The organism is Bounagaea algeriensis (assembly GCF_054491375.1).
The window spans coordinates 1,101,769-1,125,001 of sequence record NZ_CM137102.1; the positions used below are offsets into that span (position 1 = coordinate 1,101,769).

Genomic DNA, 23,233 nt, shown 5'->3' on the forward strand with positions numbered 1-23,233 from the left:
CGGGCACCCGCCCTCGCAGCGCACCCACCCCGCCGCCCGGCCACCGGACGTCCCCGTTCCCGGTGTGCTCGACAACCCCTCTCCGCGGTCCGAGACTGGACCGCGCCCGGGAGTTGCGCGCGATGATCCCGCGCCTCCTCGGCACCTGCACCGGTCGTTGCTGGAGAGAGGTGTCCGGATGACAACCACGGGTCAGCGGGAGGCGCCGGACGACACGGCGTTGCGTGCCCTGCTCGCGGAGCTCTCCGTCGTGGAAAAGGCGACGCTCGTCGCCGGCGCCGGGTTCTGGACGACCCCGTCCCTACCGAAGATCGGGTTGTCCGAGATCGTGCTGTCGGACGGTCCGAACGGAGTGCGCGGGCAGCGCTGGGATGAGCGCGATCCCTCGGCGCTGATACCGGTGGGTGCCGCGATCGGCGCGAGTTGGGATCGGGATGTCGCGCGGGCAGCGGGATCGGTGCTCGGGGCGCAAGCACGACACCGCGGGGTGCACGCTGTGCTCGCGCCGACGGTCAACCTGCATCGAAGCCCGTACGGCGGTCGGAACTTCGAGAACCTCGCGGAGGACCCCCTGCTGGTCGCCGAGCTCGGTGCTGAACTCGTCGCGGGGATCCAGGGGCGCGGAGTGGCGGCGACGCCGAAGCACTTCGCCGCCAACGACACCGAAACCGGGCGGAACAGCTACGACGTGGTCGTCGACGCGGACACGTTGCGGGACGTGCATCTCAAGCCGTTCCGCAGGATCGTGCGCCGCGCCGACCCCTGGATGCTCATGGCCGCCTGCAACAGCGTCAACGGGCGCACGATGACCGAGAACCGCACGTTGATCAGCGACGTCCTCAAAAGCGAGTGGAACTGGGACGGCGCGCTCGTCTCGGACTGGTTCGCCACTTCCTCGGTGGACGCTTCCGCTCTGGCGGGGCTCGACCTGACGATGCCCGGAACCGGCAGTCCGTGGGCGGGAGGTGCGCTGGCGGGAGCGGTCCAGGCCGGGCGAGTCCCCGAGGACGTCCTCGACGACAAGGTGCTGCGCCTGCTCCGCCTGGCGTGGCGCACCGGTGCGTTGGACGTCACGGCCGAGACTCCCGCGGAGACCGGAGCTCCGGACGCGGCCGGGACGGCGGAGGTGATCCGCGACATGGCGGTTCGGACGTTCGTGCTGCTGCGCAACGACCCCGTCGGGGGATCTCCACTCCTGCCGCTGCCGCGGAAGGTGCGCACGATCGCGGTGCTCGGGGAGAACGCGTTCGCCCCCGTCGTGCAGGGCGGCGGAACGTCCCAGGTGATGCCGATGCACGTGGTCAGCCCGGTGGACGGACTGCGGCAGGCCTTCCCGGACGCGACCGTGCTGGCGCAACGCGGGGTCCGGCACCAGCACCTGCTGGAACCGCTCGATCCCGAGGCCGTTCTCGCCCCTGCGGACGCGGACGAGGACGGTGAACGCTCCCGCGGACTGCGGGTGGAGTACCTCGACGCGCAGGGAAACGTGCTGAGCAGTGAGGTCCGCGGGGTGCAGCGCCTGGTGTGGCTGGGGCGCGAGGGCATGCCGCCGGAAACGCGTCGTCTGCGGCTGAGCGCGCATGTGCGGGCGCGCTCCGGCGAGAACCTGTTCGGTGTGAGCGGGACCGGTCGGGTGGCGCTGCGCATCGCCGGCCGGGAGCTTTTCGACGAGTACGTGAGCCGGGAGGATTCCACCACCGATCCTGCCGTGGAACTCGTGGCCCCACCGCAGCGGCGCGTGACCGCGGTGCTGTTGGACACTGACTTCGACGCCGACGGCACCGTGCTGCTCGCGGTGGACTTCGATCCCGCCGACCTCGACGGGATCACCTCGGTGGGGCTCGGTTGGCGCCCGGAGGAATGGGACGAGCAGCGCGAGTTCACCGCAGCGGTGGAGGCCGCGCGGGACGCGGACGTGGCGGTGGTGGTGGTCGGGACGAGTGCCGAGGTGGAGAGCGAGGGGTTCGACCGGTCCGACCTGAGCCTGCCCGGAGGGCAGGACGAGCTGGTTCGCCGGGTCGCCGCCGTCAATCCGCGCACCGTCGCGGTGGTCAACGCGGGGGCGCCGGTGTTGCTGCCGTGGGCGGAGTCGGTTCCGGCGGTGCTGTGGGCATGGTTCGGCAGTCAGGAGTTCGGTGGTGCGTTGGCCGACGTGCTGACCGGGGAGGGAGAGCCGAGCGGGCGGATGCCCACGACCGTGCCGGCGGAGCTCGCCGACGTGCCGGTTCCGCTGCCGGCGATTCACCCGCGGGACGGTCATCTCCGCTACGAGGAGGGCGACGTGCTCGGCTACCGCGCCTACGCCCGTGCCGGAACGATGCCGGCGTTCCACTTCGGGGAAGGACTCGGCTACACCGAGTGGGATTACGCGGAGGTGGCCGACGACGGCGACAGCGTCCGGGTGTGGATCCGCAACGTCGGTCCGCGCGCGGGCAGCGAGGTCGTGCAGGTCTACGCCACGTCCGAGGAACGACCACCGCGGCTGGTCGGGTTCGCCAAAGTCCACGTCGAGCGGGGCAGCCGGGCGGAGGTGCCGGTGGAACTGGACGAACTGGCCGAGGGGGAGCACGGCTTGGCCGCCGGGCGGTCCGTGGGCGATCTGCGGTTGACCGTCCGCTGAGCGCGGGCGACGAGCGTTTCTGCGCGTCCGTTGTTACTCGCTGAACACGCGGTGCAGGTCGTCGAGCACGCAGTTGGCCGCGAGCGGTCCGATGCCGAACAGGCGGAGCTGTTCGCCGGTGGCGCGCAGCGCGCTGACCGTGGGGGCGTTCTCCCCACCGCCCACGAGTTCGCGGAGCTGCCTGGTGCGCTGGTCGTAGTCGCGCCACCGTCGCTGGCAGTGCTTTAGGTAAACCTAACCTAATTGGAGTGGTGCGGCCAAGGGGTGGAGCCCGCTCCCGCGCTACGAACGGGAGGTCGCGGCGTGCACGCCACGTCGGGCACGTGATCCCGGGCACCGGTGCGCACCGAATCCGCGCGGGAATGCGGCGGAAATGTGGACGGATCCGCAGAAAGAATAAGCCCAGACCTTGCGGCCTGGGCTTTCTGTGCGCCAACAGGGACTCGAACCCCGAACCCGCAGATTAAGAGTCTGCTGCTCTGCCTGTTGAGCTATTGGCGCTCGTCTCCAGCGAGGTTCCCGGTGTTGCTTCGCAGCATTCCTGTTCCCTCGCTGCTGACGAAAAATACTTTAGCACCCCGCTGCGGGGCGGATTCACGGGGGGTCCCTTCGGATGCCGCGGCGCGGGTACGGCGGGTACCGCGCTGGACGAAGCCCTGGTGAGCGCCCGGTCTCAATTTCATCTCTTCGGGAACGCAACCCGAAAGGGGGGGGCGTTGTGTCTCCAGAGGGGAAACAACGTCCGCCTGCTCGCGTGGGCGTGGTCACTCACACGAGTAGGCGGAGAGGTCGCAACGGAGAACGGACTGTCGTCAATGCAGGTGTCACGTGTTCCCGCGGCGGGACGTCGGTCGATGCTCGTCGTGCTTTTCGGTGTGCTCGTCGCGCTCATCGCCGGTTGCGCGGGAACCAGCGCAGGGCGCACCGATGACACGCCCGCATCCTCGCCCGAAGTGCGGTTCACCCCGGAAGACGGTGCGGAAGACGTGCGCCCGGCCGACGCGGTGACCGCTGAGGCCGATGGCGGCAAGATCGTGCACGCGGAACTGACCAACGGAACGGGCGAGAAGATCCCGGGCGCGATCAGCGAGGACGGCACGCGCTGGTCCGCCGACGGCAAGCTCGGCTACGACCGCGACTACACGCTGGCCGTCACCGTTCGCGGAGGCGGCGAGCCGGTGCAGCGCCGGACGACGTTCCACACGGCGCGCCCGCAGGCCCGGACGTACGTGTCGATGAACCCGATCGACGGGCAGACCGTGGGCATCGGTCAGCCGCTGGCCTTCTACTTCAGCGAGGACGCCCCGGCGCCGGACAAGGAGCGCGCCGAAGAAGCGATCCGGATCCGGACCGAACCGGAGGTGCAGGGGGCCTTCTACTGGTTCAACGACCGCGAGGTCCATTGGCGGCCGAAGGAGTACTGGAAACCGGGAACCCGCATCGACATCGACATCGACGTCTACGGCCGGCAGCTCGGCGACGGCGTCTGGGGAGACGAGGACCGGAGCGCGCAGATCACCATCGGGGACGGGATCGAGCTGCACGCCGACGGCAGCACTCACCAGATGACCGTCAAGCGCAACGGTGAGCTCCTGCGCACCCTGCCGGTGTCGATCGGCAAGCCGGAGTACCCGTCCAGCAACGGCACGCACGTGGTCACGCAGAAGCACGATTCGTACTTCATGGACTCGGAAACCTTCGGGCTGCCGGTGGAGGACGGCGGTTACCAGACCGAGGTCGACTGGGCCGTGCGGATCTCCAACGGGGGCGAGTTCATCCACGCGGCCCCGTGGTCGGTGCCGCAGCAGGGCAACACCAACACCAGCCACGGGTGCATCAACCTCAGCGAGGCGGATGCGAAGTGGGTGTTCGACCTGCTGAAGAAGGGCGACGTCGTCGAGATCACCAACTCGGGCGGGCCGCAGCTCGAGGCGTGGGACGGCTTCGGCGACTGGCAGGTGCCCTGGGAGGAGTGGGTCGGCGGCAATCGCTGACACCGCAAGGCGAAAGGGCCCCGTTCCGCAGAACGGGGCCCTTTCCTCGTGGGGTGAGTGACGGGATTCGAACCCGCGACACCTGGGACCACAACCCAGTGCTCTACCGCCTGAGCTACACCCACCATGCTTGCTCGCGGAATCCCGGCAGCGTTGGCCGCAACCGCGTCGTTCGCAGCCGTGTTGGCCGCAGCCGTGTTGGCCGCAACCGTGTTGGCCGCAACCGTGTTGGCCGCAACCGTGTTGGCCGCAACCGTGTTGGCCGCAGCCACCGCAGCAACACGTCTATCCTAGCGCGCCTTCTTCCGCGATCGTGAAACGGGTTGTCGTTCACTGTTGATGCAGGTCATTCAGCTTGTTCCGGATCGAGCAGCGCCGCAGCGGACTGCTGGGCCTGCTCGGTGCTCGGGCCCGGCTGGGGCACGAACACGGTTTGCCGGTAGTAGGCCAGCTCGCGGATCGATTCCCGGATGTCGTTCAGCGCGCGGTGCGCCAGCCCCTTCTCGGGCTGGGCGTAGTACACCCGCGGGTACCAGCGCCGGACGAGTTCCTTGACGGAGGAGACGTCGACCATGCGGTAGTGCAGGTGCGCGTCCAACTCGGGCATGTCCCGGGCGATGAACCCGCGGTCGGTCGCGATGGAGTTGCCGGCCAGCGGCGCCGAGCGGCCGTCGGGGACGTGCTCGCGCACGTACTCCAGCACCCGCTGCTCGGCCTCCGCGAGCGTCACCGTCGACCGGCGGATCTCCTCGGTGAGCCCGGAACGCTCGTGCATGTCCCGCACCACCGGTTGCATCCGGTCCAACGCGTCGTCGTCGGCGTGCACCACGAGGTCCACGCCCTCGCCGAGGATGTTGAGCTCGGCATCGGTCACCAGGCCCGCGATCTCCACCAGCGCATCCGAGCGGAGATCGAGACCGGTCATTTCGCAGTCGATCCACACCAGGCGGTCGTTCACGCGGCTGAGCCTAACGCGGCGGCCCAACATTCGTACCGGTGGTCAGCCCTGCAGCCGCGCCTGCAGCTCGGCGGGCACGACCTTGCCGGTGGTGTTGCGCGGCAGCTCGTCGAGGAACGTCACGTCACGCGGCACGGCCTGGCGGGACAGGCGTGCGCGCACGTGCTCGCGGACCCCGTCGGCGGTGAGTGCCCCCGCCTCGCGCGGCACGACGAAGGCCGCGAGCCGCTGGCCGAACTCCGCGTCCCGCACGCCGATGACGGCGGCTTCGGCCACCTCCTCGAGAGAGGCCACGGCGTCCTCGGTCTCCTTCGGGTACACGTTCTCCCCGCCGGAGACGATCATGTCGTCCTCCCGGCCGACGATGAACAGCCGGCCCTTGGCGTCGAACCTGCCGAGGTCCCCGGTGGCCATCATCCCGTCGTGCCGGTCCCGGTCGCCGCCGCCGGTGTATCCCTCGAAAAGCATGTCGTTGCGCACGAAGATGCGTCCGATCGAGCCCGAACTCACCGGATCCCCGGCATCGTCGAGGATGCGGACCGTCGTCCCCCGGGGCGGGCGGCCTGCGGTGTCGGGCGCGGCGTGCAGCTCGTTCGGTGTTGCGATGCTCACCCACGACACCTCCGTCGAGCCGTAGAAGTTGTACAGCACGCGGCCGAACCGCCGTTGGAAGCGCGCAGCGAGGTCCGCGGGCAGGGCCGAGCCGCTGCTGGCGACCGTGCGCAGCACGGGTGGAGCCGAACGTGCCAGCACGCCCTCCGGTAGGTCGAGGATGCGCTGCAACATGACCGGCACGGCGAACAGCGCGGTGCAGCGCTGGCGCCGCAGCACCTCGATGGTTCCTTCGGGGGTGAACTTGCGCTGCAGCACCAGCGTCGCCCCGAGCACGGTGCCGAGCTGGAACGCGGCCACGCCCCAGGTGTGGAACAGCGGTGCGCTGACGAGGACGCGTTCGCCGTGGCGCAGCGGCATGCGGGAGAAGATCGTCGCGGCGGGCTCCAGGCTCGGCGGGTCCGGGCGCCGTGCGCCCTTCGGCGAGCCCGTGGTGCCGGAGGTGAGCACGATCATCCGGGAGTGCCGCGCCGGTTGCGGCAGCGCCCGGTTGGGGCCGCGCGCGATGAGGTGTTCGAGGGTGGCGCGCCGCGTCGTCCCGTCGGTCCAGGCCAGCACGGTCTCCAGCTCGCCGGGGAGCTCGTCGCGGTGGTCGGCGAACTCCTCGTCGAGGACGAGCACGCCGACGCGCTGCTGCTCGACTACACCGGCGATCTGCGCGCTGCTCAGGCCGGTGTTGAGCAGCACCACGTCGGTGCCGAGCTTGCCGGCGGCGACGATCGTTTCGACGGCGCCGTGGTGGTTGCGGCACAGCACCCCGATGCGTTCGCCCGGGTGCAGCCGGTCCCGCAACCCGTGCGCGAGCCGCGTGGTGCGGTGCTCCACCTCGGCGTAGCTGAGCACGCCGCGTTCGTCGATCACGGCGGGCCTGTCCGGGTGGCGCACGGCGCCGATGGCGAAGCCCAGTGGCGGGGTGACGCCCCACCGGCGGTACGCAGCGGCGATGCGGACGATCTTGTCCGGGCGCAGGGGGCGCAGCACTCCCTGTCGGGCGAGGACGTACGCGGTGCGCAGGCCCGGGGAGAGGCGGGCTGCTCCGTTGACCAGGTGACGCAGCAAGGCCGGGGTCGCTCGCGAGTGCACGGTCCACCTTTCGCCGGCTGTCTGCTCGGAGTAGATGATGCCGTGGCAGTGGAGTCGTGAAAAGGGCGATCGCGAGAGGACCGCGGTGCATCGAGCGGGCGCCGCCGGACGGCGCCGGCTGCCCCGGTGGTCCGGTGGAGCACCGGGGCGCCGGGCCGGTGGTTGTCAGCAGACCTGCACCTCGTAGGTGTTGAGGTCGGTCGTGTCGCCGCGGATGTCGAAGGCGGTGGAGTCGTACTGGTGCTGCGGCGGACCCTCCGGGTCCTCGGGCAGCGGTCCGTGGAAACCGGTGACCGTTCCGTCGGTCTGGTTGTTCACGAAGGAACCGACGCCGCGGATCGGAGCTTGCCCCTCGGCGCCCTCGCGGACGTTGACGTAGTCGCAGACGTAGAGGTCCATGCGGTCACCGCTGCCGTTGGGGCCGTCCCAGATGCACAGGTAGCCCTCGTTGCACGCGGCGTCCATGGCCTCCAGGCCGTCCTGGTTCTCCTGGGCTGCGGCCTGGCCGGCGAAGACCGCGCCCATGGCCAGGGCGGTGGCACCGGTGGTCGCTGCCACGGCGCGCAGCGACCGTGGCATGCGGAACTTCGTGGATGACATCTGATCGAGCCTCCTCGGTCGGTGGGTCGGCACGCTGCAGAGGTGCAGACCTGCCGCGCGCCGCGGTTGGTGCACGGGACCGTTCGCGGCGGTTCCGCGAATGGTCCACGTCACAGAGACGCCGAGGAGATCGGAGGGGTTGCCCCCGGAAGCCGACGGAAGTCGGGAATACCCGGTTCGAGGGGTAGTGTGACGACACCGGTGCGGGCTGCGGGCCGGCCCCGCCGCGGTTCAGAGCACGAAAGGCCCTGGACGCGAAAAGAACCTGGGCAGGAAAAGGCCCCGGACGCGAAAAGGCCCCGGACGCGAAAAGGCCCCGGACGCGAAAAGGCCCGGCGCGCGGGCCGGGCCATCGTGTGCGGGGCGGAACGGGATCAGACCGGGCGGACGGTGAGCCCGTTCGCCTCGGCGGTGAGGGTCAGCGTGCCCTCGTAGTCGGCGATCGGCAGTTCATCGCGCACCAGCCGGTGCGGGGTGTCCTCGACCTGCACCCGCAGGCTCGTCGTGGACAGCTGCCGGGTGGACACGTCCGGGCCGCCGAGTTCCAGCTGCAGCGCGCCGTCCTGAACGGTGACGCTGAGCCAACCGCCGCTCGTGGACACCTCGTCGGTGTCGTGCGCGATGGTCAGCTTGCCGTCGGGGTTCTCCGCTCGGATCGCGACGTGCGACAGTGCGATGTCGCGCTTGCCGTCCTCGGCTTCGAGCGCGACCACGTGCCGCTGGACCTCCTCGGCCGGCTGCTCCGTGGGGTTCGGGGTCAGCACCGGAGCCCGCAGTTCGGCGGCGATCCGGTAGGGCTGCCAGCTGCCGGCGCCGATCAGGTTGACCACGGCCGCGATGTCGGCGCCGGCGAGCAACCGTTCGCTGCCCGGTGCCGGCGTGACCTCGATGGCCGGGATGTTCCGCTCCTGCAGCAGCGAGCGCAGCGCCTTGGCGCGTTCGCGGTTGGTGCGGTCGAATCCGCGCGTGATGGCCACGCTCGCCGCCGGTCCGGCGGCTGCCGCCGCGGCTTCGGTCAGCTTGGTCAGCGGTTCCCAGACCCTGGCGGGGTCCTCCGCCGGCTTGTCCGAGCGCGCACGCGTGGAGCTCACGGCATCGGTTGTCGTCTCCATCTTTTCCACTGTAGTGGGCCTACACCGGGTGTTTCACCGCCTCGTCGGCGGGGTGTGACGACCGTCGCTGTGATGTTGGTCAAATCCGACATGCCGGTGCTCGCGAGGCGTTGGTGCCGGTCCGCGATCACCGCGAGCGGCTCGGCTGTGTTCTTGCGGCGGTGGAGTTGCTAGGTTGGATCCCCAGTGACGCGGGGTGCCCGGTGGGCCGGGCTGAGAGCAGACCCGTCGAACCTGACCTAGCTCGCACTAGCGGAGGGACGTCATGGTCGCCAATGTCGTCAGCATCGCCGGAACCGACCCCAGCGGGGGCGCGGGGACGCAGGCCGATCTCAAGGCGTTCTCCGCGCAGGGCGCCTACGGCATGTCGGTGGTCACCGCTCTGGTCGCGCAGACGACCACGGGGGTCGCCGAAGTGCGGGAGATCCCGTCGGAGTTCGTCAGCTCGCAGCTCGTCACGCTGTTCGACGACGTGCGGGTGGACGCGGTCAAGATCGGCATGCTCGGCAACGCCGACGTGATCCGGGCGGTGGTGAACGCGCTCGACCGCTACCACCCGCCGCACGTGGTGCTCGACCCCGTCATGGTCGCCAAGAGCGGCGACCGGCTGCTGGCAGCGGAGGCGGTCCGCGTGCTGCGCGACGACCTGGTTCCGCGGGTGGACCTGATCACGCCGAACCTGCCGGAAGCGGCCGACCTGCTCGCCGAGCCGGAGCTGGACGCCGAACCGGGCATGTCCGGGCAGGCGCAGCGCCTGGCCGGGTTGGGGGCGAAGAACGTGCTGCTCAAGGGCGGGCATCTCAGCGGGGAATCCAGTGTGGACGTGCTGCTGGCGGGCAGCGACGTGGAAACCCTCCGCAGCGAGCGCGTGCGCACCGACAACGACCACGGCACCGGCTGCACCCTGTCCTCCGCGATCGCGGCGCTGCGGCCGCAGCGCGCGGACTGGGCGGGTGCGGTGCGCGAGGCGAAGCACTACCTCACCGCAGCGCTCCGGCACTCGGAGCGCCTCGACGTCGGTCACGGGCACGGGCCGGTGCACCACTTCCACCAGTGGTGGTGATTCGGCCGCCGCAGGAGTTCACCGCCGCAGGAGTTCACCGCCGCAGGGGTTCACCGCAGGGGTTCACCGCTGCAGGGGTTCACGGCCGGGCCGAGTTCTTGCCGCGTTCCCGGGCCGCACCGGCCGCACGGCCGGACCGTTCAACGCCGATTCGAGGAGAACCACTCATGACCAGCCTTCCCCCGCCGACACCGGGCGGGTTCTGCGCCCGCGCGTGGGACCGCACCGCCGAGCTGCAGGACGCGATCGTGCAGCACCCCTTCAACGCGGCGCTCGCCGACGGGAGCCTGCAGCGGGAGCGGTTCGCGTTCTACATCGTCCAGGACGGGCGCTACCTCGTCGCCTTCGCGCAGGCGCTGGCGGCGGCCGCCAGCCGCGCGGACGAACCGGTCGACGCGGCCTTCCTCGCCGGAGCCGCGCGGGAAGCGGTGGTGGAGGAACGCCGGCTGCACGCCGGCTACATCAACGAGCTCGGACTGTCCGATGAGGACATCGCGGCGGTGCGGACGTCGCCGTCCTGCGACGCCTACACCTCGTACCTGCGGGCATGCGCGGGCAGCGAGCCCTACCCGGTGCTGGTGGCGGCCATCCTGCCGTGCTTCTGGGTGTACCAGCACGTGGGCAGCGCGATCCTGGAGTCCGTGGGCGACGTGTCGGACCACCCCTACCGGGCGTGGATCGAGACCTACGCCGACGAGGCGTTCGCCGATTCCGTGCTCACCGCGCGGGAGCTGGCCGACCGCCTGGCCGAGCGGGCGGACGCGGACACCCGGCGCCGCATGTTCGACGCGTTCACCCGCGCGACCGAGTACGAGTGGCTGTTCTGGAACAGCGCCTGGCAGCGGGAGCAGTGGCCCACCGCCCAGTGGCGACCGGAGCCCGCCACGGCGGAGGCGTGAACTCGCACCGGGGCGCCGCAGCCCGGTGCGTTGAACTGCTGCTGGGCTGAAGCCCGCTGCGCCGACCCGCCGCTGGCCCGGTCCCGGGACTGTCGGGGCCGACCTGGCGAGGTTGCGGGTGGTCGCCGCATCGCCGGGCGGAGCGGCCGCGCTCCGCCCGGCTCAGCCGCCGTAGATGGACCAGGCGAGCTTGGCCTTGTCCTCCTGCAGCGCCCGCAAGCGGTCGGGCGGGAACCCGCCGCCGCGGGGCAGCTCCGGGACGTCGGTGGCTTCGCTGAGGGTCCAGCTGGATCCGCGCTCGATCAGCGAGCGGTGCTTGTTGGCGTAGTACTCCGGGTTGACGGACACGGCGACGCCGTCGGCGCCGACGGCCGCGGCCATGAGGTGCATGTGGAACCGGGTGGACAGCCAGTACTGCCCCTCGGCCGCGGGCAGTCCCCGCTCCATGATCTCGGAGAACGGGTAGAACCGCGCACCGGTGAGGTCGTGTTCGACGAGGCTGTAGAGTTCGCGGTCCACGCGGGGGATGCCCTCGACCACGCCGACCTGGCTCGGGTGCACCCCCCAGGAGCGCAGCGTGTCGAGCACGAACCCGGCGAGGTTCGGCAGCGAGGTCGTCAGCAGGTCCGACTGCAGGCAGAGCATGAACTCGCACAGGTCGTCGTCGCGGTAGCGGTCCGACTGGAGGCCGAAGAACATGTCGTCACCGCTGTTCGACGTGCGGATGCCGTCGCCGAGGAGCTCGGCGGAGGGGGTGTCGCGCACGTCGACGAGGGAGAACTGGCCGGCCAGGTTGCGCAGCAGCGGCCGCGTCTCCTCGGCAGCGGGCCACAGTCCTTGACCGGTGAGCGCGGCGCGACCACCGGAGCGCCGGGTGGCGGCGACGGCGGCGGCCAGCAGGCCGTAGTGGCGCGGCCAGATCTCGTTGATGTAGCCGCCGCCGATGACGTGGACGAGATCGGCGCGCGCGGCGAGTTCGATCCCGGAGATCCAGCGCGGGGCGATGCCCGGGTCGTTGATGGCGTTTTGCACGAACGCGGACACTTCCCACGGTTCCTCGGCAGGAGCTTCCCAGCAGAGTCGCCAGAAGGTGTCGGTGAAACGCACCCGCGGGTGCAGCCCGTCGAGCAGGGTCGCGCTGGGTCCCGGGTTGGGGCAGTCCACCCACACGTCGCTGTGCGGGGCGATGCGCGCGAGGTGGCGGAGCCAGGTCGCGGCGATCACCTCGTCCCCGTAGTTCGGGTTCCCGGTGGTGCTGACCAGGTAGATGGTGCCCGGAGGTGCTGCGGCACTGCTGTTCACGACTGCTCCAGCCTGTCGGGGTCCACGATGGGGAGGACCTGAAACTAGCAATCCGGTGGGCACCGGCTGCTCTCGACGGGCGCAGCGGTCCGGTTTGCCCGTCCGCGCAGGGGACGCGGCGGGCCGAATGCGACGGACCGGGCGCCACCTCGTGGTGCTGCGCCCGGTCCGCCCGTCTCGTGCTTGTTATGCGGTCTTCTGCGTTTCGCCGAGTTCGGTGCGCAGGCGTTCGAGCCGCTTGCGCGAGCGCGCGAATCGCCAGGCGTACTTCCGCTCGTACAGCTCGGCGGGTACGATGGAGGCCGCCGCGCGTTCGCCGTGCCGCGGCTCGGGTGCCGTGCCGGCTGCGCTTCGGGCGCTCCCGTGGCCGAGGGCGTCACCCAGGTCGCCGTCCAGGCGAACTGCCTCCGCGTACTCCGGGTCGGCATGCCTGCCGGCCAGGCGCGCGCCTGCGGGTGCGGTTCCGCCCGGCGACTCCGGGGCATCCGGAACGCGCGCCTCGTGCCTGCCGCGGGCGGCTGGTGGTGCGGCTGTCCCGTCGATCGCCGCGTCGGGGGCCGCGGTCTGCGCCTGCGCCGTTCGCGCGGTGTCCGCCTCCGCGGTGTCGCGCTCGCCACCGGTCGTGTCCGGTTCGGGTGCGGCGTGCCGCCCGCGCGCTGCGGAGGACTCGTTGCCGGCCACGGACTGCTGCACGAGCAGCGCGCGGTTGCGCCGCTGCGCGGCCCTGCTGCGCCGCTGCGAGCGGCGCAGCAGGGGCCAGAAGATCAGCGTGGCCAGGATGAAACCGCCGACGAAGGTTACGAGCACGATGTCCACTGCGGTCTCCGCTTCGTTGGTTCCGGGGCTGTGCGCGCACCCCCGCGGTGGTCCTCGCTGCGTGCAGCAGCGGATCAGTTCTGCCGCAGGGCGCCGGTGTCGTGGTTGTCGGCGCCGTTGGGCTGGTGCGCAGCGTCGTTGAGTGCAGCGTCGTTGAGCGCTGGCGAGTAGTCCTGCTGGTTTTCCCGCTGTTCCGGCAGGTTCACCGCGCTGCCCGCCGGGGCTTCGCCGTTGGCGGGCTCCGCGGTGGACTCCGCGGTGGACTCAGGGGTGGTGACCTGCACCGGCGTGGTCAGCGTCTGCCAGTCGTGATAACGCAACGTGTCCGCGGAGTTGTCCAGCAGGCTGCGCGCGTTCTCCATTGTGGCCAGTACGCCGTGGCGCAGCTGCTCGAGCTGCGTGTGCTTGGCGTGGATCTCCTCGAGCGCTTCCAGGCGCATGCGTTCGGTCTCGGCGTCCCATTCGCCGCAGCGGCGTCGCGCATCGCCGAGCACGGCGTCGGCCTCGTCCTGCGCGGCGTCGATGACCCGCTTGTACTCGTTGCGGATCTCCTGGCGCAGGCGCTGTTCGCGGTTGCGGAGTTCGCTGAGGTTCTGGTCGTGCTCGCGGCGCATCCGGTCGCGCCGGGCCTCGACCTCGGCGATCAGCGAGCTGCATTCGTCGCGCAGCTGGCGGGCGTTCTCCTCGGCTTGCGTGATCAGCTCGCGCGCTTCGGTCTCGGCGGTGCCGCGGATGATCTCGGCCTGCCGTTGCGCTTCGGAACGGAGGGTTTGCACTTCCTCCTCGGCGCTGGTGAGCATGTTGTGCACGCGGTGGGAGGCGGCGGGAAGTCCCGTGTCCGAGGCTTCGACGGTCTTCAGGCGCCGTTCCGTCTCGTCGAGGGCGCTGCGGGTTTCGTCGCAGAGCTTGCGCAGATCGCTGTTGAGGCGGGCCGCCTCGTTGCGATCCAGGGTGACGAGCTTGAGCTGGTCTTCCAGGTGCTCGATGTGCTCGACGACCTGGTTGCGGTTGAACCCGCGGATCTGGATGTCGAAACCCGGACGGAGCGGGACGACGGCATCGGCGGCGTCTTCCATGACGGAAACTCCCTCCGGACGTGTGGACGGCCTCGCTGAGTGGAGGGTAGGAGGGTTCGCGTTGCTTCGCTCAACGAGAAACGCTGATCGCCACCTGATCAGGTAGTGATCAACTTCGTTGGCGTCCACTGTGTACGCACCGTGCATGATCTTCGCGATGGCGGGGCGTCCGGGGCGATCGCAGCCGCGGAGTTAACAAACCCGACGGGTTAGGTTAGGCTTCCTTTCTTGGAAAGGAGAGTTGCTGTGACCGATGAAGCGGAGCTCGCCGAAGTCGCGCACGAGCGGGCCGCCTCCCTGCTGCGGTGCTGGTTGGCGGAGACGCACACCCCGGTGGCCGCGGAACCGCTGCGGCTGTCCATCGGACCGCTGCGCATCGGCGCGGATGTCGTCCACCGCTCGCCGACGGGCCAACACGGGTTCGGGCCGATCCACGTGCTGGACGACGCGGAAGAACCGGTCGCGGTGGCCGAACCGGCGCTGCTGGCGACGGCGTGCGCTCTCGAGGCGCGCCGCCGCGCCCTTCCCGACGCGCCGATCAACGCGCTCGACGGTGAGCAGCTGCTGGAGCGCACCGTGCGCGCAGCCGTGGCCGGGCCGCCGGACCTCGGCGTCGAGACCCCGTCCTGGGGTGCGCAGGTCACCGATGCGCAGCAGGCGCGTTCGGCCCTGGCCGAGCACGTCGATCGGCACGTGCTGCCGGCGCTGCGCGGTGCCGCGGGTCCGGAGCGGGCGACGGTGGAACTGCTCACCCGCGGACTCCTGCCTGCGATCGGGGCCCTGGGGCGGCGCGGTGTGGCGGCGGAGGACGAGCTGCTCGCCGAACTCGCCGGGCGCCTCTCCGCGGCTGCTGCCGAAGAGGCCGCCGAAGAGGCCGCCGAAGAGACCGCCGGGGCGACCGAGGGGAGGGCCGGTGCGGTGCTCCGCTCGTGGTTGCGGGAGGCGACGCTGGCCGACCTCGCCGTGCTCAACGGTTCGGGCATCGGCGAGGGCGGGGCGCAGGCGGTGCCGTACCGGGTGCCGAACCCGTTGCGCGCCCACGCGGATCCGCACCGCGACGGCACCGCGGTTCCGGGCGTCGCGATCCCCGAGCTGCCCGACTTCGCGCTCCGCCCGGTGCGCCTGGGCGGAGGTGACGGTGATCCGGACGTCACCACGGTGCACCGGTGGATGAACGCCGAGCACGTCGCGGTGAACTGGAACCAGGACTGGAGCTGGCAGGCCTGGTACGACGAGTTGTCCACCCAGCTCTCCGGGCGGCATTCCGCCCCGTGCCTCGTGGGCGGGGGCGGACGGGAGTTCGCCTACGTCGAGATCTACCGCGTGGTGCGGGACAAGCTCGCCCCCTGCTACTCCTTCGACGACCGCGACGTCGGTGTGCACATCGCCATCGGCGATCCCGCCCGCACGGGACGCGGAACCGGTGCGGAACTGCTGCGCCAGCTCGCCGAGGGCGTGCTGGCGGCCGACCCCGGGGTGCGCCGGGTCGTGGCGGAGCCGGACGTGCGCAACGCGGCCTCGGTGGCGGCGTTCGGCAAGGCGGGCTTCGTGCAGCGGGGCGAGGTGGGGCTGCCGACGAAGAACTCGGCGCTGATGGTGTTCGAGCGCTCATGAACCGCCCGTGCGCTGCGCGGGCGGACTTCGGGCGACGCGTTCGCGCGGGTGAGTCGTCCCACCCGATCTGTTCGTTCCTTTCCGCGGTGCACTAAGGTAAGGCTAACTTCGTTCGAGGAGGAAGAGGTCATGCCGCGGGAGTCTGTTGCTCGGCCCGGAGGGGCTGCTCGGTCCGAGGGGGAGCAGCTGCCGGTGCGCGCCGGCGAACGGCCGGTGCCGGAGGTTCCTGGATCGGACGGCGCCGCGCAGGGTGCTGCACCGGAGGATTCCGCGCGGGGTGATTCCGGGCAGGACGAGGCTGCCGCGAGCATGCCGTTGACCAGTGCGCAGGCCGGGGTGCTCGTCGCGGACCAGCTCGCCGCGGCGACCGGCGAACCGCGCGGTTCGCACTACAACACCGCCGAACGGGTGGAGATCCGCGGACCGATCGATCCCGAGCGGTTCCGCGCGGCCTGGCAGCAGGTCGTGGCCGAGGCCGACAACCTGCGCATCCGGGTGCACACCGGGAGTGCGGGCCCGCGGCAGAGCATCGACCCCGCCGGCGCTGCCCCGCTCGCGGTTGTCGACCTCGCCGCCGAGGACGACCCGGAATCCCGTGCCCAGGAGTGGATCCGGGCGGACCTGCGCACGCCGGTCGCCCTCGGCGGCCGTGGCACCGGGGCGTTCGCCAACGGGCTGACCACCGGAGCGCTGCTGCGCCTGGGAACCGACCGGTGGTGGTGGTACCAGCGCATCCACCACGTCGCCGTCGACGGGTACGGTTTCTCCCTGCTGCTGCGCCGCACCGCCGAGATCTACACCGCGCTGGCCGAGCAGCGCGACCCCGGGGAATCACCCTTCCGCGAGCTGTCCACATTGCTCGAGGTGGAGCGGGAGTACCGCGCCTCCGAGCGGTTCGCCACCGATGCCTCGTACTGGACCGAGCAGTGCGCGGACTGGCCGGAGATCGCCTCCCTCGGCGGAGGGGCGAGCTCTGCGACCCCCGAGTTCCGGCGCCAGGTCGATCAGTTGCCCGAAGACCTGCGCGCGGCGCTGTCCGCAGCGGCCGAGCCGGTCGGTGCTGTCTGGCCCGACGTCTTCCAGGCGGCCTTCGCCGCCTACGTCCGCGCGCTGACCGGAAATCCCGAGGTGGTGCTCGGCGTACCGGTGACGGCTCGGCTCGGCTCGGGCGCGATGCGCGTGCCCGCTCCGGCGGTCAACGTGCTACCGCTGCGGCTGGCCATCGACGGCGCGGACACCCGCGACGACCTGGTTCGCCGCGTGGCCGCCGAGGGAGGCCGGCTGCGCCGGCACCAGCGCTACCGCGCCGAGGACCTGCGCCGCGACCTCGGCCTGCTCAGCGGCCAGCGCCCGCTGTTCGGCCCGCAGGTGAACATCAAGCCGTTCGACTACGAGCTGAACTTCGCCGGCAGCCCCGCCGAGGTGCACAACGTCGTCGCCGGACCTGTCGACGACCTCACCGTCGCGCTGTTCACGCAGGACGGACGCGTGGAGTTCGACGCGGACCCCGCCCGCTACTCCGCGGAGGAGCTCACCGGGCACCGGCAGCGCTTCCTGCGCTTCCTGGGCACGTTCGCCACCGCGGAGGGCTCCGCGCGCCTGCGGGAGCTGCCGCTGCTCGAGGACGCGGAGCGGCAGCGGGCGCTCGGGCTCGATGCGGCACCGGTGCATCGCCCCGCGGCGGAAGCGGTGCCGAACGGCCGCACCCTGCCGGAGCTGTTCGAGCAGCAGGTGCAGCTCACCCCCGAGGCCGTCGCCGTGCGCGACGGCGGCGAGGGCATCACCTACAGCGAGCTGAACGCCCGCGCCAACCGCCTCGCCCAGCACCTCATCGATCGCGGGGTGGGACCGGAGCAGCTGGTCGCGCTCACGTTCCAGCGCTCGGTCGAACTCGTCGTGGCCGTGCTGGGCACGTTGAAGTCCGGTGCGGCGTACCTGCCGCTGGACCCGGAGCAGCCGCACCACCGCCGCGCGCACATCCTCGCCGACGCGAGCCCCGTGCTGGTGCTCACCGACTCCGCCTCGGCGGAGTCGGCAGGTACCGAAGAGCCCGCCGCGGACGGAGCCGACGGTCCGGGCCGCATCGTCGTCGACAGTCCCCGGACGCGGCGCGCGCTCGCGCAGCTGCCGGAACGCGACCCGCGGCCCGGCGCGCGCGGCCGCCTGACCCCGGAGCACAGCGCCTACGTCATCTACACCTCCGGTTCGACCGGCGAACCCAAGGGCGTGGGCGTGCCGCACGCCAACGTGGTCCGGTTGTTCACCGCCACAGCCCCCTGGTTCCACTTCGGCGCCGATGACGTGTGGACGCTGTTCCACTCCTACGCCTTCGACTTCTCCGTCTGGGAGCTGTGGGGAGCGCTGCTGCACGGCGGACGGGTCGTCGTCGTCGACCGCGATACCGCGCGGTCCGCAGTGGAGTTCCGCCGGCTGCTGGAACGGGAACGGGTCACCGTGCTCAACCAGACCCCCTCGGCGTTCCACGAGCTCGACCGGGTGGACGCGGAGCTCACCGCAGCGGCCGAAGCGGGCGGACTCGCCCTGCGCTTCGTGATCTTCGGCGGTGAGGCGCTGGAACCCGCGCGGCTCGGCGACTGGTTCGCCCGGCACCCGCGCGGGCCGGCGCTGGTGAACATGTACGGCATCACCGAGACCACCGTGCACGTCACCCACCACCCGCTCGACCCGGAGCGGGTGGCCACCGACCGCGGCAGCGTCATCGGCGCCCCCATCCCCGACCTGCGGGCGTACGTGCTGGACGAGTGGCTGCGCCCGCTGCCGTCCGGGGTGACCGGTGAGCTCTACGTCGCCGGCGCCGGGTTGGCCCTCGGTTACCTGGGCAAGCGCGCGCTGACGGCGGAGCGGTTCGTCGCCGATCCGTTCGGGCGCCCGGGCAGCAGGATGTACCGCACCGGCGACCTCGCCCGCTGGCGCGCCGACGGCGAGCCCTTCGGCGAACTCGAGTACCGCGGCCGGGCCGACGAACAGGTCAAGGTGCGCGGTTTCCGCATCGAACCCGGCGAGATCGAGGCGCGGCTGCTCGAGCATCCCGCGGTGCACGACACCGCCGTGGTCGTGACTACCGACGGCGCCGGCGAGCGCCGCCTCGTCGGCTACGTGGTCGGCACCGCCGGGTCCGGCGAGCTGCGCGATCACCTGCTCGCGCGCGTGCCCGAGTACATGGTTCCCGCCGCGTTCACGCCGGTGGAGCGGATTCCGATCACCGCCAACGGCAAACGCGACGTGCGCGCGCTGCCGCAGCCGCAGTTCGGCGAGTCCACGCAGGGGCGTGCTCCGCGGGACGAGTGGGAACGCGCGCTGTGCGGGCTGTTCGCCGAAGTCCTGGGCGTGCCGGAAGTTCCCGTCGACGCCGACTTCTTCGAACTGGGCGGCCACTCGCTGCTGGCCACGCGGCTGCTGTCGCTGATGCGGGCGCGGCTGGGCGGCGACGTGTCCGTGCGCACCCTGTTCGACAACCCCACGGTGGCCGGCCTGGCGGGCCGGATGGACGCGGGCGCCCGCTCGGCGGGAGTGCGGCGCATGCCGCGCCCCGCCCGCGTGCCGCTGTCCTACGCCCAGCAGCGCCTGTGGTTCCTCAACCGGTTGTGGGGGCCGGACCCGACGTACAACATGCCGGTGACGCTGCGCCTGGACGGCGAACTCGACGAGCAGGCCCTGCGCCGGGCCGTCGCCGACGTCGCCGTGCGGCACGAGAGCTTGCGGACCGTTTTCCCGGAAACTGCGGGGGAACCGGAGCAGCGGGTCGTCGACGAGGTGCCCGAGCTGCGCGTGGTCGACACCAGCGAGCAGCAGCTGCCCGCGGAGCTCGACGAGCACGCCCGCACCGGTTTCGACCTGGCCGGCGAACTGCCGCTGCGCCCGGTGCTGCTGCGCACCGGCCCGCAGGCGCACGTGCTGTTGCTGCTGCTGCAGCACATCGCCGTGGACGAGTGGTCGCTGCGGCCGCTGCTGGCAGACCTGGCCACCGCCTACCGGGCGCGGTGCTCCGGGGAGGATCCGCAGTGGACGGAGTTGCCGGTGCAGTACGTCGACCACGCGCTGTGCCAGCGCGCCGCCGTGGAGGCGGCCGAGTCCGATGCGGACGGATCCCGCGCGTTCTGGATGCGCGAGCTCGACGGGGTTCCCGAGGAGCTCGACCTGCCGACGGACCGGCCCCGCCCGGCCGAGCCGAGCCGACGCGGCGGGACCGTGCGGTTCACGGTGGACTCCGCGCTGCGAGCGCGGATCGGCGAGCTCGCAGCGGCGCACCGCGCCAGCCCGCTGATGGTGCTGCAGGCCGGTTTCGCCGCGCTGCTCACCCGGATCGGCGCGGGCACGGACGTCCCGCTGGGCACACCGGTGGCCGGCCGGGACGACACCGCGCTCGACGATCTCGTCGGGTTCTTCGTGAACACCCTCGTGCTGCGGGTGGACACCGGTGGTGATCCGACGTTCACCGAGCTCGTCGAACGCACCCGCGACCGCGCGCTGGCGGCCTACGAGCACGCGGACATGCCGTTCGAACGGCTCGCGGAACTGCTGCGGCCGCACCGCTCACCCGCGCGCAACCCGCTGTTCCAGGTCATGCTCACCTACTGGGGCGAGCCGGGCCCCGAGCCGCCGGAGCTGCCCGGGCTGCGCGTGCGAACGGGCGAAGTGTCCGAAGTGGACCTCGGTACGGCCAAGTTCGACCTGGCGGTCAACCTCACCGACAACGCCGAAGGCGGCGCGGACGGGATCGTCCAGTTCAGCCGCGACCTGTTCGACGAGGTCACGGTGCAGCGGCTCGCGGACCGGTTCCTCGGGCTGCTGCGGGCGGCCGCGGACGACCCGACCGCGCCGCTGCAGCGGCTGGAACTGCTCTCGGCGGCCGAGCGGGAGCAGCTGTCCGCCTGGGGCAGCGCGGAGGACGAGATGCGCGAGTCGGACCGCGGCACGTTCCCGGAGCTGTTCGCCGAACAGGTGCGGCGCACCCCGGAGGCGACCGCGCTGGTCTTCGACGGAGCGGAGCTGACCTACCGCGAGCTGCACGAGCGGGTCGAGCGCCTCGCCCGCGTGCTCGCCGAACGGGGGGTGGGGCGCGGTGACGTCGTGGGCGTGCTGCTGCCGCGGTCGCCGGAGTTGTTCATCGGGCTGCTCGCGGCCATGTCGGCGGGGGCCGCGTACCTGGCGCTGGACCCGGAGTACCCGGACGAGCGCCTGCGCGCGATGGTCGGCGACGCGCGGCCGCGCTGCGTGATCAGCACCCCCGAGACTTCCGGTGCGGACCTGGGACCGCCCGTGGTGCCGTCGCACGCCCAACCGCGCGGACAGGACCAGCCGCAGGGGCCGCTGCTGGACGACGCGGCCTACCTGATCTACACCTCGGGCTCGACCGGCAAGCCCAAGGGTGTGCTGGTGCCGCACCGGGGCATCGGCAAGCTGCTGGCCACGCAGCGCGAACGCATCGGCGTCACCGCCGCCAGCAGGGTGTTGCAGTTCGCCTCGCCGAGCTTCGACGTGGCGTTCTGGGAGACCTGCATGGGCCTGCTGAGCGGGGCGGCGCTCGTGATCGTGCCGAGCGAGCTGCGCGTGCCGGCCGAGCCGCTGGCGGAATACGCCCGGCGGCACGAGGTCACGCACCTGGCGTTGGGGCCGTCGGTGCTGAGCACGCTCGACGCCGAGGCCGAACTCCCGCAGCGGGCGACGTTGCTGTGCGGCGCGGAGAAGGTGCCGCCGGAGGTGGTGCGCCGCTTCGGGCGGGGCCGCCGCATGTTCAACTGCTACGGGCCCACCGAAGCCACGGTGAACTCGACGCTGTGGGAGTGCACCACCGATGAGGTGGGCAGCTCGGTGCCGATCGGGGTGCCCGACCCGGGCGTGCGGTTGTACGTGCTGGACTCGGCGCTGCGGCCGGTGCCGGCCGGGGTCGAGGGCGAGCTGCACATCGCCGGGACCGGTTTGGCGCTCGGCTACCTGGGCCGGCCGGGGCTGACGGCCGAGCGGTTCGTCGCCGACCCGTACGGCCCGCCGGGCTCGCGCATGTACCGCACCGGCGACGTGGTGCGGTGGCGCCGCGACGGCACGCTGGAGTTCGTCGAACGCGTCGACGACCAGGTCAAGATCCGCGGGTTCCGCATCGAGCTCGGCGAGATCGAAGCGGCTCTCGGCGAGCACCCGGCCGCGGCCGGCACGGCCGTCGTGGTGCACACCGACGAGTCGGGCGACCGGCGGCCCGTGGGCTACGTGGTGCCGCAGGACGAGGCCGCCGCGGAGGTCACCCCTGCCCAGCTGCGGAGGCACGTGGCCGACCGGCTGCCGGACCACATGGTGCCGACGGTGGTGCTGCTCGAGGCGCTGCCGCTGCTGCCGAACGGCAAGCTCGACCGCAACGCGCTGCCCGCGCCGGACCGCGACGACGAGCCCGCGGAGATCACGACGCCGCGCACGCCGGCGGAGGAGACGCTGTGCCGCCTGTTCGCGCAGGCGCTCGGCATCACCCGCGCGGGCGTGCACGACGACTTCTTCGACCTCGGCGGCCACTCGCTGCTGGCGGCGAAGCTGATGGGGCTGGTGCGCGACGAGCTGGGCGTGCGGATCAACGTCGGCACGCTGTTCTCCGCGCCGACGGTGGCCGAGCTGGCCGACCGGTTGCACGGCGACACCGGGCGGGACGCGCTGGAGATCCTGCTGCCGCTGCGCACCCGCGGCGAGCGCAACCCGCTGTTCTGCGTGCACCCCGCGGCCGGCCTGTCCTGGCCGTTCTCCGGACTGCTCAAGCACATCGACCCCGAACGCCCGGTGTACGGGCTGCAGGCGCGCGGGTTGGCCGAACCGCGGCCGGTGCCGGCGACGCTGGCGGAGATGGCCGAGGAGTACCTGCAGCACGTGCGCTCGGTGCAACCGCACGGGCCGTACCAGCTGCTCGGGTGGTCGTTCGGCGGCGTCGTGGCGCACGAGATGAGCACGCGGTTGCAGGCGCAGGGGGAGAAGGTCGACCTGCTGTGCATGCTCGACGCCTATCCGAAGGACGTCTGGGACGAGCTGCCCGGCGAGGTCGACGCGCTGCGCGCGCTGCTGTACATGGCCGGGCACGACACCTCCGGCATGGCCGAGGGCGAGTTCACCCGGGACGCGGTGGCCGAGATCCTCTCCGCGGACGGCAGCGCGCTGGCGAACCTGGCCGAGCACACGATCGACGCGATCATCGACAACTTCGTCAACTGCGCGGTGCTGGAGAACACCTCCGAGCACGACCCGTTCGACGGCGAGGTGCTGTTCTTCACGGCCACCGAGAACCAGGCCAAACCGTCGTTGACGCCGCGGATGTGGGAGCCGTACGTGCGCGGCTCCGTGCGGAACCACGACATCGCCTGCGAGCACAAGGACATGACCGGACCCGGGCCGATCGCCGAGATCGCCCGGGTGGTGGACCGGCGCCTGGCCGACGCGCCGTGACCGCCCCGAGGAACCACGCCCCGGGAACCCCCGACTGGGGACCGCCC

Annotated in this window: 14 protein-coding genes, 2 tRNA genes and 1 riboswitch; of the genes, 6 read left to right on the forward strand and 10 right to left on the reverse strand. The window is 71.6% G+C overall.

The genetic code is table 11. From position 1 onward, the window contains the following. The first annotated feature begins 178 nt into the window (after window positions 1-178). Complete coding sequence (locus tag ACVGV2_RS05065; RefSeq protein WP_459164886.1) at window positions 179-2,620, forward strand: beta-glucosidase; 2,442 nt, start codon at window positions 179-181, stop codon at window positions 2,618-2,620. A gap of 33 nt (window positions 2,621-2,653) precedes the next feature. Here the strand turns inward: ACVGV2_RS05065 and ACVGV2_RS05070 are convergent, their stop codons facing one another. Next, window positions 2,654-2,785, reverse strand: coding sequence for a hypothetical protein (locus ACVGV2_RS05070; RefSeq protein WP_459164887.1), 132 nt, complete (start codon window positions 2,783-2,785; stop codon window positions 2,654-2,656). A 263-nt stretch (window positions 2,786-3,048) separates the two neighbouring features. Further along, window positions 3,049-3,121, reverse strand: a tRNA-Lys gene (locus ACVGV2_RS05075). Between the two features lie 353 nt (window positions 3,122-3,474). On the opposite strand from ACVGV2_RS05075, the gene ACVGV2_RS05080 reads away from it, so the two are divergent. Continuing rightward, window positions 3,475-4,614 carry a L,D-transpeptidase gene (locus ACVGV2_RS05080; RefSeq protein ID WP_459164888.1) on the forward strand — a complete coding sequence of 380 codons (1,140 nt, stop codon included), beginning with the start codon at window positions 3,475-3,477 and terminating at the stop codon, window positions 4,612-4,614. Window positions 4,615-4,663: 49 nt separating this feature from the next. Here the strand turns inward: ACVGV2_RS05080 and ACVGV2_RS05085 are convergent. The 5 genes from ACVGV2_RS05085 to ACVGV2_RS05105 form a co-directional block, all read right to left on the reverse strand. Next, window positions 4,664-4,739: transfer RNA gene (locus ACVGV2_RS05085), tRNA-His, on the reverse strand. A gap of 221 nt (window positions 4,740-4,960) precedes the next feature. Continuing rightward, complete coding sequence (orn, locus tag ACVGV2_RS05090; RefSeq protein ID WP_459164889.1) at window positions 4,961-5,572, reverse strand: oligoribonuclease; 612 nt, start codon at window positions 5,570-5,572, stop codon at window positions 4,961-4,963. 42 nt (window positions 5,573-5,614) lie between these two features. Continuing rightward, a complete protein-coding gene (locus ACVGV2_RS05095; protein ID WP_459164890.1) occupies window positions 5,615-7,267 on the reverse strand; it encodes an AMP-binding protein in 1,653 nt (550 codons plus the stop codon). 165 nt (window positions 7,268-7,432) lie between these two features. Next, a complete protein-coding gene (locus ACVGV2_RS05100) occupies window positions 7,433-7,867 on the reverse strand; it encodes a peptidase inhibitor family I36 protein (RefSeq protein ID WP_459164891.1) in 435 nt (144 codons plus the stop codon). Between the two features lie 374 nt (window positions 7,868-8,241). Beyond that, the gene (locus tag ACVGV2_RS05105) at window positions 8,242-8,979 is read right to left on the reverse strand and encodes a hypothetical protein (RefSeq protein ID WP_459164892.1); all 738 of its coding nucleotides are present in this window, start codon (window positions 8,977-8,979) and stop codon (window positions 8,242-8,244) included. Between the two features lie 182 nt (window positions 8,980-9,161). Continuing rightward, a riboswitch (TPP riboswitch) is annotated at window positions 9,162-9,257 on the forward strand. Between ACVGV2_RS05105 and thiD the strand changes: the two genes are divergently transcribed. Both thiD and tenA read left to right on the forward strand, forming a co-directional pair. Next, window positions 9,245-10,042 (forward strand): bifunctional hydroxymethylpyrimidine kinase/phosphomethylpyrimidine kinase, encoded by a 798-nt coding sequence (thiD, locus tag ACVGV2_RS05110; protein WP_459164893.1) that lies wholly within the window; start codon window positions 9,245-9,247, stop codon window positions 10,040-10,042. It overlaps the preceding riboswitch by 13 nt. A 167-nt stretch (window positions 10,043-10,209) precedes the next feature. Beyond that, window positions 10,210-10,941: a thiaminase II gene (tenA, locus tag ACVGV2_RS05115; protein ID WP_459164894.1), complete on the forward strand. Its 732-nt coding sequence runs from the start codon at window positions 10,210-10,212 to the stop codon at window positions 10,939-10,941. Window positions 10,942-11,103: 162 nt separating this feature from the next. Here the strand turns inward: tenA and ACVGV2_RS05120 are convergent, their stop codons facing one another. The 3 genes from ACVGV2_RS05120 to ACVGV2_RS05130 all read right to left on the reverse strand — a co-directional run bounded on the left by ACVGV2_RS05120 (window position 11,104) and on the right by ACVGV2_RS05130 (window position 14,135). Beyond that, complete coding sequence (locus ACVGV2_RS05120) at window positions 11,104-12,243, reverse strand: polysaccharide pyruvyl transferase family protein (protein WP_459164895.1); 1,140 nt, start codon at window positions 12,241-12,243, stop codon at window positions 11,104-11,106. Between the two features lie 186 nt (window positions 12,244-12,429). Next, window positions 12,430-13,059, reverse strand: coding sequence for a hypothetical protein (locus ACVGV2_RS05125; protein WP_459164896.1), 630 nt, complete (start codon window positions 13,057-13,059; stop codon window positions 12,430-12,432). A gap of 74 nt (window positions 13,060-13,133) precedes the next feature. After that, window positions 13,134-14,135, reverse strand: a complete 1,002-nt coding sequence (locus ACVGV2_RS05130) for a hypothetical protein (RefSeq protein ID WP_459164897.1) — start codon at window positions 14,133-14,135, stop codon at window positions 13,134-13,136. A 246-nt stretch (window positions 14,136-14,381) separates the two neighbouring features. On the opposite strand from ACVGV2_RS05130, the gene ACVGV2_RS05135 reads away from it, so the two are divergent. Continuing rightward, window positions 14,382-15,749, forward strand: a complete 1,368-nt coding sequence (locus ACVGV2_RS05135; protein ID WP_459164898.1) for a GNAT family N-acetyltransferase — start codon at window positions 14,382-14,384, stop codon at window positions 15,747-15,749. A gap of 309 nt (window positions 15,750-16,058) precedes the next feature. Then, window positions 16,059-23,186, forward strand: a complete 7,128-nt coding sequence (locus ACVGV2_RS05140; protein ID WP_459164899.1) for an amino acid adenylation domain-containing protein — start codon at window positions 16,059-16,061, stop codon at window positions 23,184-23,186. The last annotated feature ends 47 nt before the right edge of the window (window positions 23,187-23,233 follow it).

Excerpts from the sequence above, each read along its gene's own strand:
- ACVGV2_RS05065 (WP_459164886.1), top strand. The coding sequence starts at position 179 with ATGACAACCACGGGTCAGCGGGAGGCGCCGGACGACACGGCGTTGCGT.
- ACVGV2_RS05080 (WP_459164888.1), top strand. The coding sequence starts at position 3,475 with ATGCTCGTCGTGCTTTTCGGTGTGCTCGTCGCGCTCATCGCCGGTTGC.
- ACVGV2_RS05100 (WP_459164891.1), bottom strand. The coding sequence starts at position 7,867 with ATGTCATCCACGAAGTTCCGCATGCCACGGTCGCTGCGCGCCGTGGCA.
- ACVGV2_RS05105 (WP_459164892.1), bottom strand. The coding sequence starts at position 8,979 with ATGGAGACGACAACCGATGCCGTGAGCTCCACGCGTGCGCGCTCGGAC.
- thiD (WP_459164893.1), top strand. The coding sequence starts at position 9,245 with ATGGTCGCCAATGTCGTCAGCATCGCCGGAACCGACCCCAGCGGGGGC.
- tenA (WP_459164894.1), top strand. The coding sequence starts at position 10,210 with ATGACCAGCCTTCCCCCGCCGACACCGGGCGGGTTCTGCGCCCGCGCG.
- ACVGV2_RS05130 (WP_459164897.1), bottom strand. The coding sequence starts at position 14,135 with ATGGAAGACGCCGCCGATGCCGTCGTCCCGCTCCGTCCGGGTTTCGAC.
- ACVGV2_RS05140 (WP_459164899.1), top strand. The coding sequence starts at position 16,059 with ATGCCGTTGACCAGTGCGCAGGCCGGGGTGCTCGTCGCGGACCAGCTC.